Genomic DNA, 14554 nt, shown 5'->3' on the forward strand with positions numbered 1-14554 from the left:
GGTCGGGGCGGCTCAGGCGTCCCGCGCGCAGCGGAAGCCGGCGAAGATCTGGCGGCGGATGGGGAAGTCCCAGTTGCGGAACGTCGAGCGGATGGCTGCGGGATGCGTCGCCCACGACCCGCCCCGCAGTACCTTGTAGCCCTTGGAGAAGAAGACATCGGAGTACTCCGGGTAGGGGAACCAGCCGAAGCCCGGGTAGGCCTCGAAGTCGGAGGCGGTCCACTCCCAGACATCGCCCACCATCTGGTGGCAGCCCCAGGGGCTGACGCCGTTGGGGTAGGCGCCCACCGGGGCCGGCCCGTAGTGGCGCTGGCCGAGGTTGGCGTAGGCGTCGGTGGGCTCGTCGTCGCCCCAGGGGTACCGCCGCTTGCGGTGGTCGTTTCCGGCCGATGCCGCCTTCTCCCACTCCGCTTCGGTGGGGAGGCGCTTGCCGGCCCAGCGGGCGAAGGCGTCGGCCTCATACCAGCACACGTGGCAGACGGGCTCGTCGCCGGGCAGCGGCTCCGGCCAGCCGAGGCGCACCCGGGACCATTCGTGGGCGCCCTCCCGGCGCCAGAACTGGGGGGCGGTGAGGCCGGCCTTCTGGCGGTGCTCCCAGCCCGGCGCGCTCCACCAGCGGGGGTCGTCGTAGCCGCCCTGCTCGACGAAGAGCTGGTACTGGGCGTTGGTCACCGGCGTGGTGTCGATGCGGAAGGGGGGAAGGTCGATCGTATGCGCCGGGCGCTCGTTGTCGTAGGCCCAGGGCTCGGTGTCGGTGCCCATCAAGAACGGGCCGCCGGCGACGAGGACCTCCTCGGGGCCGGTGGGGCCACCCGGGGGCGGGGGCGTGGAGTCCGGGCGGTAGCCGGGGTCGGCCATGAGCTGGAGGGTGGCCAGCATGGTCTCGTCGTGCTGGTGCTCGTGCTGGATGACCATGCCGTAGACGTAGGCGTCGGTCAGCAGGCGCTGCTCGCCGTCGAAGTCGACGCTGTCCAGGACGTCCAGGACCTTGCCCCGGACGGTGCCGATGTAGCTGCGGGCCTCCTTCGGGCCCAGCAGCGGCAGCGTGGGGCGGTCGGCCCGGGGGTGCTTGAAGGCGTCGTAGATGTCGTCTAGGTCCCTCGGTCCGGCCCGCAGCCCGGCGACCGCCTCCAGCAGCCAGAGCTCCTCGAAGTTGCCGACGTGGGCCAGGTCCCAGACCAGGGGCGACATGATCGGCGAGTGCTGGCGGAGAAGGTGCTCGTCGGGGAGGGGCTCGAGGAGGTCGAGCGAGCGCCGGCGGACGGCCTCGAGGTCGCTGGCCACCTCGTCCTTGGTCTTGGGATTGGTCTTGGGATTGGTCTTGGGGTGGAGGATTGGCTTCCCCGTTTGCTTTCCAGTCAGGCCGTCCATACGCGCTCCCGGGATTCGTGGGCGGGGCGGGGGTCGGTTTGGCTCTGGTTCTGGGGGCCCTGCGGTGGGCCTGCGTGCGCAGGTGGGTGCGCTAGTGGGTGCGGGTCGACGCCGGCGTAGCAGCTGCCGGTGTCCGCCCAGGCATCGAGGAGGTCGTCGGCCGGGCAGCGGCCGTGCGCGACATAGCGGTCGGTGTACGCCGCGACCGTGGCCTGGGCTGCGGCATCGGCCCCGATGCGCGGGAGGGCCTGCAGGGCGGCGTTGAAGCACTCCTGGGCGGTCTGGTTGAGGATCGGGTGGTCCAGGCCGTGGCGGGCGGACTCGACCCACAGGTTGGCGGCCGGAGCGGTCACCCGCTGGGCGGTGTCGGAGGCCTCGGGGTCGCAGACCAGGGCGGCGGCGACCAACAGGGGCACCCGCCACCAGGGCTCGGGGAGGGCGTCGATGAAACGGAGCTCCAGCCAGCCCCGGGGACGGACCGGCGGGAAGAGCGTGGTGAGGTGGTAGCCCAGGTCATCCTCGTCGGGGAACCCCAGCGCATGGCCCCGGGCCATCCAGGCCCCGAACGTCAGGTGGTCCAGACCGGGCAGGAAGGCACCGCTCGGCTCCCGGACCAGCATCACCTGGGCGTTCAGGGCGTAGCGGGCCCAGGCGTTGGGGGCGTTCTCGGTGCGCTCGTCGTTGAGCGGCACCGGGGAGGTGCGGGACAGGTCGAGGCCCCGCCACACCGCCGCCCGGCTTGATCGCCACCCGCTGGGGGCACCGTGGCGGAAGGGGGAGTTGGCGAAGGCGGCGCCCAGCACCGGACCGAGGAGGTTGGCGGTGCGCCAGCGGTGCTTGTGCTCCTTGGGCGGGCCGAGGTCGAGGTTGACCTGCACCGAGGCGCTGGCGCACATCATCGAGCGCCCGTCGGGGCCGCCCCGGTCGAAGAACTGCTCCATGGCGACGTAGCGGGGAGCCTCCAGGATCCGGCGCTCGGGGCGGACCGGGTCCAGGCCGAGGCTGAGCATGTCGATGCCGGCCCCGGTCAGCCGCTGGCGGGCGGCGGCGGTGTCCTGAGCCATGGCGAGGCAGACCTGATCGGGGGTCCCGGGCGGTGAGCTGAGCTCGATCTGGCCCCCGGGCTCGAGGGTGACCTTGGATCCGGCGGGCAGCTCGCCAGCGATCTCGCCAAGGGCCTGGGCGGTGTCGACCGGGATGTGCTCGTCGGGCATGCCGAGCGGGGTGGTGAGCCACTCGATCTCGAGGCCGCAGAGCACAGGGCTCCCGGAGGTGGCCCCGTTGGCCGCATTTGCCGCAGTGCGGGCCGAGCTGGCGGCGGGGAAGGACTGCTGCTCGATGAACCGGACGGCGTCGTCGGTCCGAAGGCTGGGTTGGGGTGAGGGCATGGATATTCGCCTGGTCGAGGGCCGAAACGACCCGGGGGCTCTGCTGCAGCTCCCCGGGCAACGCTCACTTGTGAGCAGCCTACGGCGTCCTTTGCACCGCTCGGATGAGTCGATTCACCTTACCCGAGGTCAACTGCTACTGATGCGACGAGTATTCCCAAGCCGGATCTGGGCAACCTGGTTTTCCCCTGGGTAGCGGTGCCCAACCGTCATCGGGACCCGGGCCCGGGAAGGGGCTACCCACTCGCAACAGCGACGGGCTTTTTCGTGCCTAGATGATCGCCACAGGAGCGGTGACATGTGCATGAACGCCGGAAGACCTTGCCGAACGGCCTGCACCGGCTCTCAATGCTCCAGCCGGGCCACCCGCACACCCCGCTCACCCAGCTCCCGCAGGAACGCCAGCGGCTCGAACGCCGCCTCGGGCGCCAGCACCCCGGCCCCCGGCACTTGACCGGCCCCCAGCTGCAGGGCGGCCACCACCAGCGGCCCGGCCTCGAGGTTGGCCAGGTGGTCCACGACGCCGAAGGTTGTCACCCGGGTCGCACCGCCGCTCCGCCCGGTGGCATCGACCCGCAGGGATGACCAGCCCGTGGGGCGGGCACTGAACGGCCCCAGGCCCGAAGCGATCCCCCTGGTCAAGGTGCCGAGCTTCAGCCTGGTCACCCCCCCCGACGCCCCGGGCAGTGGCCGCACCGGGTCGGGTTCCCCGGACGACGCCCGGGCCACCACATGGGCCAGCGCCGTTGTCGAGGCTCCCGCCATGCCTCCTTTGACGACCAGGGAATCGAGGCCCGGGTAGCGCTGCGGCAGCGTGTGGACCTCGGCCCCGCGTACCAGGTGGACCCGTTGCCAGCCAACGGGTTCGGGGAAGAACACCCGCTCGGCCCAGGCTCCCGGGTCGTGGTGGGTGAGGGTGCCGTCCTGCATAATCTCGGCCACCCCGGACCACCCGACCAAAACCCGCTCCAGCCCGTCCGAGCCCTCGTCGTTGCGGGAGGTGCACCAGGCGATCCGCACCGACCGGACATGCTCCAGTCGTTCCAGGGCTGCCCGGGCGAGCAGGTTGCTGAGGCCCGGCGTCCAGCTCATGCCGGCGACCACCGCGGACCCACCCCCCGGCCGGGTCGTGCGTCGGGCCAGCATCGCCGTCACGATGTCGGGGTCCTCGCACGCTGTGACGTAGGGCACGCCCGCGCTGAGGGCGGCCTCGGCGCCCGTCATCTCCGCCTCGGGGTTGCCCTCCAGGCAGGCGACGGCGACGTTCGAACCGGCGATCGCCCCCGCGATGCCCTCGACGGTGAAGACAGCGGGAGCGGCGATCACCCGGCGGGGATCGAGCGGACCGAGCAGGCGGGCGAGGTCACGCTCGTCCTGGCCGACGATCACCACCGAGGAAACATCGGGGCGCTCGAGGAAGTCGCGGACCACCCGCAGGCCACGGCTGCTCGCCGCCCCCAGGACCGCCACCCGCATCAGAGCCTCGCTCTAGTGGCGATTGGCGTTGGAGCCGTTCCCGGAAATCCCTTCGCGCCACAGGCCCTCGGGGGGATTGGACCGTGACTTAACCTGCTTGGCCACCCAGACGCCCAAGGCAGCGATCGCCCCCAGGCGCACCAGCCGCACGATCCAGCGGCGGGCTGGACGGCGACGCTTCTTGGATACCGCCTGTTCCTCGGTCATACCGGTTCCTCAGCCATGCGGGCAGGCTAGCACGGTGCTCTTCGCCCGAGCCACCCTCGGCGGTGTACGCTACCGGGCTCCGCCCCGTAGCTACGTATAGCTGCCGACCCCGGGTACCCTGAAGGTATGGAAAACGTGCAGCCGGCGGAATCAGTGGTCGACCTCCTGGGGCGGCCGGTGCGGGATCTCCGCATCTCGGTTACCGACCGGTGCAACTTCCGCTGCGTCTACTGCATGCCCAAGGAGGTCTTCGGCCCGGGCTACCAGTTCCTCAAGGGAGCCAACCTGCTCAGCTACGAGGAGATCGCCCGCCTGGCCACCATCTTCTACGGCCTCGGGGTGCGGAAAATCCGCCTGACCGGTGGGGAGCCGCTGGTCCGCAAGGGCGTCGACCGGCTGATCCGCATGCTGACCGAGATCCCCGGCTTGGACGTGGCCCTCACCACCAACGGGTCGCTGCTCTCCCGCCAGGCGCAGGCGCTGGCCGACGCCGGCCTCACCCGGATCACCGTCAGCCTGGACTCGCTGAACGACGAGACCTTCAGTGCCATGAACGACGTCGGCTGCCCGGTGTCGCAGATCCTGGAGGGCATCGACGCCGCCGCCGCCGCCGGGCTGAACCCGGTGAAGATCAACATGGTGGTGAAGCGGGGCCTCAACGAGGACTCCGTGCTGCCGATGGCCGAGTACTTCCGCCACACCGGCCACATCCTGCGCTTCATCGAGTACATGGACGTGGGCACCACCAACGGGTGGCGGATGGACGATGTGGTGCCCTCGGCCGAGATCATCCGCCTGATCAACGCCGAGTACCCCCTGGAGCCCGTCGACCCCAACTACACGGGCGAGGTGGCCTCCCGCTACCGGTACCGGGACGGGTCGGGCGAGGTGGGCGTCATCTCCTCGGTCACCCAGCCGTTCTGCTCGACGTGCACCCGGGCCCGCCTGTCCTCCGAGGGTCGCCTGTACACCTGCCTGTTCGCCACCGACGGCCACGACCTGCGCAGCCTGCTGCGCTCCGGACGGACCGACGAGGAGCTCGCCGACGTGGTCAAGGGCATCTGGACCCGGCGGGGGGACCGCTACTCCGAGATCCGCTCCTCGCTCACCGAGATGCCCGAGCGCAAGCCGCTCCACAAGGTGGAGATGTCCCACATCGGGGGCTGACCCCGGAGTGCGGCCCCTCAACTGAGGTCGGGGACATTCGTCCCGGGCAGTGGGACAAATGTCCCCCACAACCGGAAAAGTTTGAGCCGGGTTAGCGCCGGCGGGGGCGCAGCGGCACCACCGAGTCGCCTCCGGGCGCGGCGGTCTCCTCCCGGCGGCGTAGGTAGCCGGCGTAGTCCGGGAGGTGGCGCTGGTACTCGCTCCCCATGAGGGGCGAGGAGATGAGGAAGTCGGCCGTCGCCCGGTTGCAGGCGACCGGGATGTTCCACACCACCGCGATGCGCAGCAGGGCCTTCACATCGGGCTCGTGGGGCAGCGGCTCGAGCGGGTCCCAGAAGAAGACGAGGAAGTCGATGTCACCCTCGGCGATCATCGCCCCCAGCTGCTGGTCGCCCCCGAGGGGGCCACTCTTCAGCTTCTGCACCGGGATCTCCAGCTCGAGCTCCAGCAGGGCGCCGGTGGTCCCGGTGGCGTACAGGGTGTGGGCGGCGAGCAGGTCGCGGTTGTAGCGGGCCCACTCCACCATGTCCGGCTTCTTGTGGTCGTGAGCCACCAGGCCGATGTGCTTCGGCGTGCTCAGCCCGGCAACGTTCGTGGTCATCCATGGCTCCTTGGCCGTCGCGAGTGGGGGGTCGATGGCGGGGCCTGGGGATCCGGCTGGGTGCCCGGGGGCGGGCCCGGTGCCCACGTCATCTGCTCCCCAAGGATAGAGGGCGCGCGTGAACGAATCGTTACGGGAGGTTGAACATTCGGCGAAGAGCGGGAAAATGCCCCGGCGCGCGCCGGAACGCGTGTTACTCTGGCTGCAGCAGTAGGCAAGACGCCGCTGCGTGAGGTTCTCTCGCTTGTCGCTCCTTTGCGGATGTCTCGGGCGATCGCAACCTCGCCTTGGACCACCGCCTTCGGCCCAACAACGGGCCGGGAAGGAGCCACACGCACGTGTCTACCCAGTCCCTCATGTCGCCTGACATCTCCCCCGCCGACGAGCCGATGGAAGCGTCGCTCGACGAGTCCCTGGTAGCCGACGTCGACCTCGTCGACGACGAGTTCCCCGAGGACGAGCCCAGCACCACCTTCGCCGACCTCGGCGCCTCCGAGGAGGTCGTCGCCGCCCTGGCGGCCAAGGGCATCGTCTCGCCCTTCGAGATCCAGACCATGGTGATCCCCGACGCCCTGGCCGGCAACGACATCCTGGCCAAGAGCCGTACCGGGTCGGGCAAGACCCTGGCCTTCGGGGTGCCGCTGGTGGAGCGCCTCGCCGGGGCGCCCCCCAAGCCCGCCGCCGTGATCCTGACCCCCACCCGCGAGCTGGCCTCGCAGGTGGCGGAGGAGATCAGCGTCATCGCCAAGGCCCGGGGGCTGAAGGTCACCGCGGTCTACGGCGGCGTCGGCCTGAACGAGCAGGGCCGCACCGCCTCCCGCTCGCAGATCATTGTCGCCACCCCCGGCCGCCTCTTCGACCTGATGGGCCGCCGGATGGTCAACCTCGCCACCGTGCAGTTCTTCGTCCTCGACGAGGCCGACCGGCTGCTGGACATGGGCTTCAAGCCGCAGGTCGATCGCATCGCCCGCACCGTGCCCACCGATCGCCAGACGATGTTCTTCTCGGCAACCCTCGACGGCGAGGTCGGCCGGCTGGCAGAGCAGTACACCCGCAACCCCAAGCTCCACGAGACCGTGTCGCCCAAGGAGACCGTGGACGAGATGGATCACCGCTTCGTCCCGGTGACCATGGACAACAAGGTGACCGCCCTGTCCGACCTGCTGACCGCCGAGCAGGGCCGGGCCCTCGTGTTCGTCAAGACCAAGCGGGGCGCCGACCGGCTGGTGCAGCGGCTCAAGACCCACGGCATCAAGGCGGCGGCGATGCACGGCGACCTGACCCAGGCTGCCCGGGAGCGGGCGCTGGCCTCCTTCGACGCCGGGCGGGTACAGACCCTGGTGGCCACCGATGTCGCCGCCCGGGGCCTCGACCTCGACTGCATCACCCACGTCATCAACTTCGATCCGCCCGAGGACGAGAAGGCCTACGTCCACCGGGTGGGGCGCACCGCCCGTGCGGGGCGCACCGGCACCGGCATCACGTTCGTGCTCCCGGATCAGGAGCGGGATGTCAGCCGGATCGCCTCCCGCCTGCAGTTGAAGACCGAGTTCGAGCAGGAGGGCCTGAAGGTGGCGCCGCCGGCGCCGGTGTTCCAGAGCCGGCGGCGGGGACGGGGTCAGCCCCTGCTGGGGCGGCGCCCGCGGCCGCGGGCGTAGGAAACTCTCAGCCCCGCTTCAGGGGCCGTTCACCATCCGTTAAAATACGATTGCTACGCTGCGTGCGCAGCATCGACCGATCCATTCCAGGCTGACGCCATAGAGGCCGACGCCGTTAGGCCGACGCCACAGCGGCGGGACCCACATTGCGGTCCGCCCAGCCCGGGCCATGACGCCCGGGTCCCATCCCGACCATACCGAGGAGGACTTCGCATGGCTTCGACGCGCATTACGGTGGTTCTGCAGGTTGACCACGAGCCCGATATGGAATCCGACATCGAGCTGCCCCGGCGGGCGGCCGATTTCCTGGAGCACGCCCTGACCCAAGTGGACGGCCTGGGGGCCGTGGACGTCATCAGCGGGGAGACCGACACCTTGGTGTGGACCCCGAGGCGGGAGCGGGGCTACCGGTTCGACTAGGCCGCTGCGCCCGGGGCCGGGCCGCCACTCCCGGCTCCCCGGGCGCCGGCCCGGCGGGTCAGCGGGTGCCGACCCCGACGATGAGTTCGCACGGCGCGGCGAAGCCTGCGCCGGTCTCGAACTGGCGGAGGGACTCCTCGATCTCGGCCCAGGCCTCGTCGCGCTCGGCCTCGGCGAGCCCCGACAGCATCTGGTGCAGGGCGCCGAACGACTCCCGCTCGAAGCGCACACACTCCGCGGTGGTGCCCATCCGCACGGGGGCATCCAGGCGCCGGGTGTGCACGGCGGTGAAGCCCGCCCGCTCGAAGGCAGCCTCCAGGACGCCGGGGGCACCCAGGCTGAACGGGCCGGGTTGTCCGGGCTGGGGCGGGGGCAGCGCCGCCCGTCGGCGGACGATCGACACGGGGATGGAGAAGAACGAGTTGCGCTCGGGCGTCGAGAAGACGATCACCCCCAGCCGGCCGCCCACGCGCAGCGCCTGGCGGATGCCGGTCAGGGCGCCGTGCTGGTCGGGGAAGTAGATGAGGCCCAGCCGGGAGATGACCGCGTCGAAGGTCTCGGGCTCGACGTCGAGTGCTTCGCCGTCCACCACCCGGGTGGCCACGTTGCCCAGTCCGGCGGCCCGGGCCTGGGCCTCGGCGAAGCGCAGGATGTTCTCCGAGATATCGGTCGCCAGGATGGACCCGGTCGGTCCCACGCGACGCGCCGCCGCCAGGGTCTGCCCGCCCGCCCCAGCAGCGACGTCGAGGACCCGGCTGCCGGTGGTGATGCCGACCAGATCGAGCATGGCCTCGGTGGCTTCACCCAGCCACTCCTCGAGGATCGGCCCCCAGGCGTTCCAGGCGGGAGCCGTCTCCTGCCATTGCTCGGCTGTGGTGCGCTTGTAGGCCGCTGCGTCGAAAGCCGTGACCTCGTCCACCTGCTCCGCCATCTGTCCCCCCTCCCGTTGTCCTCCTCGATCCAGCCAAGGAGGTCCTGCTGGGCCACCGGTCCTTGTTGTGGCTGTGCTACGAGGAACAGGCGCTGGTCCCCGAGGACACGTCGGCGAACGCCTGGTTCAGCTGGCCGGCATAGAGGTCGGGGAAGTGGTCGATGCCCTTGCCGTCGGCCGTCACACCCTTCGGCGAGTTGTCGGCACCCCCGGCTGCGGTGGCGTTGGCAAGCGTGAGGTACTGCACCGGGACCCCGAGGCAGACGGCGTCGGCAGCCACCTCGTGCGCAAACGCCTCATCGGCGGCGAGGGCTGCGGCCTGGTCGGGCGCCAGGGCCGACAGCGGCGCGAAGCCGAGAATGACGCCGATGACGGTGCCCGGGTCGGCGGAGGCCAGGGCCGGGTCGCTCTGCGTCGTGAAGACGGCGATGATCCGCCAGGTCTGGATGACGAACCAGCCATGGGAGTGGGCGGCGATCGAGGCGTCGGCCTGCGCCGCCCGTTCGGTGTTGAAGCACTCGTGCGCGCTGGCCGACGAGGCCAGGAGAGCGACGCTGGTGGCCGCCGCCACGCCCGCGAGCGCGAGCTTGCCAAAGGTCCGCATGGTGTTCCCCCCTGTGACGAGCCTGGCACCGCCCACCGGTGCCAGAGAAGCGTGAGTCTCAGGTGATCTTAATGCACGCGCGGGAACGCTCGGCCGGGCCCTCCGACGCGTGCCTGCGGTTACCCTGCCCGGCGGAACGTGTCGTACCGCTCCTCAAGGAGTACGGGATCAGGACGGCTGGCCCGGTTCCTCGGCACAATCAGCCCGGCACCATTCAATTCCTGCAGCCCATGGCGAAGCATGGGTCCATCGACTTCATCGAGCACGTCCCGGCGGACCTCCACGACCAGATCGGGCCGCACCCCGAGGATGTCGGCATCGAAGGCGGCGTGATGCAGCCGGCACAGGCTCAGGCCGTTGGGCACGACCGGGAGCCCCTTGGGATGGGTGTCCGGAAGGATGTGGGCTGCATCGAGCAGCTCCTCGTGTCGTAGGCGACACATCGCGCACGACCTGCCGTAGGCCAGCAGCACCTGCTCGCGGAATACCGCCTGGTGCAGCCGCTGGCGGGCCAGGCGGGTGACGTAGCGGCGGCGGGCATCGACCAACGGCGCGGTATCCGGCTCCCAGGCGACTGCCTCGTCGTTCCTGAGGAACACCGAGAGGTCGGCGGGGTCGTCCGCCACCACGTAGACCGGCCAGTGCGCCAGGTACCTCCCGGGCACGAGGCCTTCCAGGTAGATGAGCGGGACGCCGGCCTGGAGGGCCCGCCGCAGCCCGAGGTTCTCGTGGTGATCGGGATCGCTGCCCCGGTACCGGTAGCGCAGGCCGTCCTCGGTCATGCCGTCGTCGTAGGGCCGGGGTCGGCGGAGGTCGGGAGCGGCGGTGGTGAGCGTCAGGGGGATGCCCGAATCGATGGCCGCCGGCTTGAAAATGCCTTGCGGGCCAACGAGGGGGACCCGGGCGCCGTCATGGAGGAAGCCCGCCTCCAGGGCGGTGCGGGCGATGACCCCGCCCGCCGGGCGGGCCACCCGGTCCAGGTAGGCGAACGCCGCGGCCCTGACGGCCTGATCCCTCGGCGTGGTCCCCAACACAGCCACAACGCCCGAGCCTACTTGAGGTCGTCCCAACGCTCGCCTGGCGAACTGGGGCTATTTCGAAGGCTCGCGGCAGTCAGCGCCGGCCTTTCCCCATGCCGATGGCCCCAGGTGTGATCGTGATGCTCATACCCGGCTCGTTATTGATCTCGGCTGCGGCTGCAACCGAGGCGGCTATGCGTTCCAGCGCCGCGATCCGGTGCCCCCCGAGATCGCGGCCCGGGCCTCCCTGGTAGTAGTTGTTCGCCTCGATGGTGATCTGCTGGAACCCGAAGACCTGCCCGCCCACGCTCACGCCGTGGCGCTTCAGGTCAATCAACCGTTCGGTGCACCCGGCGACGCCGCCGCCCTTCTCGCTGGTGACCACCTGCAGGGTCCGCCTGAGGACATGCTTGCGCCGATCGGGGACGTAGCTCCTGCGCTTCGTGATCTTGCCGCCGTACTTCGACTTGACCTTTCGCACCACCTTCCTGCGAGGCAGGGCCTGAATGGAGCGTGGGGTCGACGTGCACGGGCTGGCATCGAGTTTGCGTACCGCCAGCGTGTTGGTTGCGTTGGGAAGAAGGTGCCCACCCAAAGCCAGCTGCCCCAGGGCCCGGATGAGCTCGTCCTCGGCGTGGTGCCCGCCCGACGAGACGCCCGCGCCGACCTTCGAAGCGTTGACGTCCGCCCGCAGACCAACGGCGGTCATCCCGACGGTCTGCCAGAAATGGCGGCCCCCACGGGCTGCCTTCCGCTGCTGCTTGCTCTGGCCCGCGATCGTGTATTTCATCTCCCACCGCCGCTGGACGGTCGGCGGCGGGCCGCCGGCGGGCGGTCCCAGTTGGCTGACGAGCCGGGCCACGGCACGGTTGCCCGCCGTGGCTTGGAGGTCGAGCAGCATGGCTTGCTGGGGAACCAATCCCGGGCGGCTCACTTCCCGGCGAGCCCGCTGCTCGGCACGCGCCCGGGGAGGAGCCAACTCCGCCATATACATGCCCGTGGTCTACCGAATCCCCGCGCCCGGGGGCAAGGGCTGGCGGGTCATGCTTCGCTGCCCAATCGGGCACCAGGGCCGAGCTGTTGGGGTCGCATTCCCCGCGGCCGCCGGCGTCTGCGGCCCCACCGCCGCCGCCGGATCAGGCCTGCCAGCGCCGGGCCGCGGCCCAGCCGAACGCCGCCGCCGCTAGGGCCCCGACACCGCCGATCAGGATCGGGATGCGGGCTCCCCCGGCGTCGGAGATCGCCCCGAGGATCGGCCCACCGATCGGGGTCGTCCCCACCAGCAGCACGGTCTGGATGGCCAGCACCCGGCCCATCATGGCCGGGTCGGTGCGCACCTGGGCGATCGCCGTGGTCGCCGTCATGTAGGCGACGCTGGCCGCACCGACCGCGGCCGTGAGCACCGCGGCCAGGGCAACATCCGGGACGGGCGTGAGGAGGAGCATCGTGATGCCCAGGGCGGCCGACCCGAGGGCGACGGTCCTCAGGGTGATGGAGGAACGGCGGGCGACGAGGAACGCACCGACCAGGGCGCCCGCGCTGAAGGCGGCGTAGACCACGGTGTAGGCGGCGTCGCTGCCGTGGAGGCCCTGCTCGACGAAGAGCGGCACGGTGACGGTGAAGTTGTAGCTGACCGTCCCGACGACGAGCAGCAGGACGAAGGTGACCCACAGCTCGGGGACGCTGGCGATGTAGCGCACCCCCGCCCGGATCTGCCCCCGGCCCCGCGGGGTGACCGGGACCCGGCGGAGCTCGGCCGGGCGCATCATCCAGAGGGCCGTGAGCACCGAGACGTAGGAGACGGCGTCGACGGTGAACGCCCAGCCGTAGCCGACGCTCACGATCAACACGCCGGCCACCAGCGGGCCGATGACCCGGGAGATGTTGACCATGGCGCTGTAGAGCGTCACGGCGTTCGGTACGTCGGCGGCGGGCACCATCTCGTTGACGAATGACCGCCGGATGGGGTTGTCGAAGGCGAGGAAGCACCCGCCAGCTGCGGCCGTCACGTAGAAGGCGGTGAGCGGGGCGTGGTGGGCGAACGACAGGCCGGCGAGCGTGAAGGACTGGGCCATCTCCAGGGCCTGGGTGACGTAGAGCAGGCTGCGCTTGCTGGAACGGTCGACGATGACGCCGGCCCAGGCCGACAGCACCAGGATGGGGCCGAACTCGCAGGCGGAGAGCACGCCGACGGCCACCCCGCTGCCGGTCCGGTGGAGCACGAGCAGGGTCAGGGCGGTCAGCGTCAGCCAGTTGCCGCTGTTGGAGATGGTCTGGCCGATGAAGAACAGGCGGAAGTTGCGCGCCCCCAGGGAGGACAGGGTGCGCCGGAGGAAGCTGCGGGGGGGCTGCTCGTCGATCACGGTGCCGGGGCTCCTGATGGGGGCGGTCTGGGGGGACTGGCCGTAAGGGCGAACCGGATGCCCCATTCCGGTTAATGTCCATCATGCCCACTGCGATGGGGATCGCCAGGGAGATGGGATGGGGCTGACCAAGGACGGGCTGGCGCACTTCGACGAGGTGGCGGCCGGGTACGTCGCCGACGACCAGGTGCCGGGCCTGGTTGCGCTCGTTGCCCACGGCGAGGAGGCCCATGAAGTCGCACTCGGCTTCCGGTCGGTGGGCGGTCCCCCGGTCACCCGGGACTCGCGGTTCCGGATCTCGTCGATGTCCAAACCGATCACCGGTGCCGCCACGCTCGTCCTGGCCGGGGAGGGCCTCTTCGACCTGGACGAGCCGGTGGACCGCCTGCTCCCCGAGCTGGCCGGGCGGCGGGTGCTCCGGCGGCCGGACGGCCCTGTGGATGACACCGTCCCGGCCGTGCGGGCGATCACCGCGCGTGACCTCCTGACGTTCACCTTCGGCTTCGGCCAGGTGATCGAGATGTTCGCCGGCGGGGATCCCTGGCCGGTCGTGGAGGCGGCGAACGCGCTCCACCTGGCCACCCTGGGGCCGCCCCAGCCGGGCGAGGCCCCGGACGCCGAGACCTGGATCGACCGGTTCGCAACGCTGCCCCTGCTGGCGCAGCCGGGTGAGCGCTGGTGCTACAACTCCGGGGCGCAGGTGCTGGGGGTGCTGCTCGGGCGGGCCGCCGGCATGCCGCTCGACGAGGTGCTGCGCACCCGGATCTTCGATCCCCTGGGCATGGACCGCACGACATTCTGGGCCGAGGCCCGACTCCTGCCGACCGCCTACATGCCCGGGCCGGAGGGCCTGGTGGTCTGGGACCCGCCGGAGGGGCAGTGGAGCCGGCCCCCCGCCTTTTTCGACGCCGCCGCCGGCCTGGTGTCGGACGTCGATGACATGGTGGCGTTCGGCCGGATGTTCCTGGCGGGCGGGTCCCCGGTCCTGTCGGCGGCGGCGGTGGCGGACATGACCCGCAACCACCTGACGCCTGAGCAGCGCCAAGGAGGCGCCGGCTTCCTGGGCGATGCCGGATGGGGGTTCTGCACCGGGGTCGCCGTGGAGGGGGCTCAGGCGGGGTCCTTCGGGTGGGACGGGGGCCTGGGAACCTCGTGGCTGGTCGACCCGGTGCGCGATCTGGTCGTCGTTGTGCTGACCCAGCGGCTCTTCGGCGGGCCGTTGGGGGCCGAGGTGCACCGGGAGCTGCAGGCCGCCGCCTACGCCGCCCTGACCTAGATCGGTTGATCGTCAAGGCATGGTGCGCAGATAGGGTCGCCATTCCCGGGCGCGGCTGGCAGGGCTATCGGCG

General features: G+C 70.9%; 14 protein-coding genes. 4 read left to right on the forward strand and 10 right to left on the reverse strand.

Annotated features, from left to right (window positions below):
- Positions 1–12 precede the first annotated feature (12 nt).
- The 4 genes from egtB to VFW71_12790 all read right to left on the reverse strand — a co-directional run bounded on the left by egtB (position 13) and on the right by VFW71_12790 (position 4442).
- The gene (egtB, locus tag VFW71_12775; protein HEU5003632.1) at positions 13–1371 is read right to left on the reverse strand and encodes an ergothioneine biosynthesis protein EgtB; all 1359 of its coding nucleotides are present in this window, start codon (positions 1369–1371) and stop codon (positions 13–15) included.
- Positions 1359–2759 (reverse strand): ergothioneine biosynthesis glutamate--cysteine ligase EgtA, encoded by a 1401-nt coding sequence (gene egtA / locus VFW71_12780; GenBank protein ID HEU5003633.1) that lies wholly within the window; start codon positions 2757–2759, stop codon positions 1359–1361. The genes egtB and egtA overlap by 13 nt, the downstream gene beginning before the upstream one ends.
- A gap of 345 nt (positions 2760–3104) precedes the next feature.
- Positions 3105–4235 (reverse strand): hypothetical protein, encoded by a 1131-nt coding sequence (locus VFW71_12785; protein HEU5003634.1) that lies wholly within the window; start codon positions 4233–4235, stop codon positions 3105–3107.
- A gap of 12 nt (positions 4236–4247) precedes the next feature.
- Positions 4248–4442: a hypothetical protein gene (locus VFW71_12790; GenBank protein ID HEU5003635.1), complete on the reverse strand. Its 195-nt coding sequence runs from the start codon at positions 4440–4442 to the stop codon at positions 4248–4250.
- Between the two features lie 126 nt (positions 4443–4568).
- On the opposite strand from VFW71_12790, the gene moaA reads away from it, so the two are divergent.
- A complete protein-coding gene (moaA, locus tag VFW71_12795) occupies positions 4569–5609 on the forward strand; it encodes a GTP 3',8-cyclase MoaA (protein ID HEU5003636.1) in 1041 nt (346 codons plus the stop codon).
- Between the two features lie 91 nt (positions 5610–5700).
- Here the strand turns inward: moaA and VFW71_12800 are convergent, their stop codons facing one another.
- Entirely contained in the window at positions 5701–6210 is a 510-nt protein-coding gene (locus VFW71_12800; GenBank protein HEU5003637.1) for a methylglyoxal synthase, read from the reverse strand.
- A 338-nt stretch (positions 6211–6548) separates the two neighbouring features.
- On the opposite strand from VFW71_12800, the gene VFW71_12805 reads away from it, so the two are divergent.
- Both VFW71_12805 and VFW71_12810 read left to right on the forward strand, forming a co-directional pair.
- The gene (locus VFW71_12805; protein ID HEU5003638.1) at positions 6549–7868 is read left to right on the forward strand and encodes a DEAD/DEAH box helicase; all 1320 of its coding nucleotides are present in this window, start codon (positions 6549–6551) and stop codon (positions 7866–7868) included.
- 264 nt (positions 7869–8132) lie between these two features.
- Positions 8133–8288: a hypothetical protein gene (locus tag VFW71_12810; GenBank protein ID HEU5003639.1), complete on the forward strand. Its 156-nt coding sequence runs from the start codon at positions 8133–8135 to the stop codon at positions 8286–8288.
- Positions 8289–8346: 58 nt separating this feature from the next.
- On the opposite strand, the gene VFW71_12815 is transcribed toward VFW71_12810, so the two are convergent.
- The 5 genes from VFW71_12815 to VFW71_12835 all read right to left on the reverse strand — a co-directional run bounded on the left by VFW71_12815 (position 8347) and on the right by VFW71_12835 (position 13205).
- Positions 8347–9219, reverse strand: coding sequence for a class I SAM-dependent methyltransferase (locus VFW71_12815; protein ID HEU5003640.1), 873 nt, complete (start codon positions 9217–9219; stop codon positions 8347–8349).
- A 76-nt stretch (positions 9220–9295) separates the two neighbouring features.
- Positions 9296–9823: a hypothetical protein gene (locus tag VFW71_12820; protein HEU5003641.1), complete on the reverse strand. Its 528-nt coding sequence runs from the start codon at positions 9821–9823 to the stop codon at positions 9296–9298.
- 119 nt (positions 9824–9942) lie between these two features.
- Positions 9943–10863, reverse strand: a complete 921-nt coding sequence (locus VFW71_12825) for an HNH endonuclease (GenBank protein ID HEU5003642.1) — start codon at positions 10861–10863, stop codon at positions 9943–9945.
- Between the two features lie 73 nt (positions 10864–10936).
- Positions 10937–11743, reverse strand: coding sequence for a hypothetical protein (locus VFW71_12830; GenBank protein ID HEU5003643.1), 807 nt, complete (start codon positions 11741–11743; stop codon positions 10937–10939).
- A gap of 235 nt (positions 11744–11978) precedes the next feature.
- Positions 11979–13205, reverse strand: a complete 1227-nt coding sequence (locus tag VFW71_12835; protein ID HEU5003644.1) for an MFS transporter — start codon at positions 13203–13205, stop codon at positions 11979–11981.
- Between the two features lie 118 nt (positions 13206–13323).
- Between VFW71_12835 and VFW71_12840 the strand changes: the two genes are divergently transcribed.
- Positions 13324–14481: a serine hydrolase domain-containing protein gene (locus VFW71_12840; protein HEU5003645.1), complete on the forward strand. Its 1158-nt coding sequence runs from the start codon at positions 13324–13326 to the stop codon at positions 14479–14481.
- Positions 14482–14554 lie beyond the last annotated feature (73 nt).

Source organism: Actinomycetota bacterium (assembly GCA_035765775.1).
GTDB lineage: Bacteria > Actinomycetota > CADDZG01 > JAHWKV01 > JAOPZY01 > DASTWV01.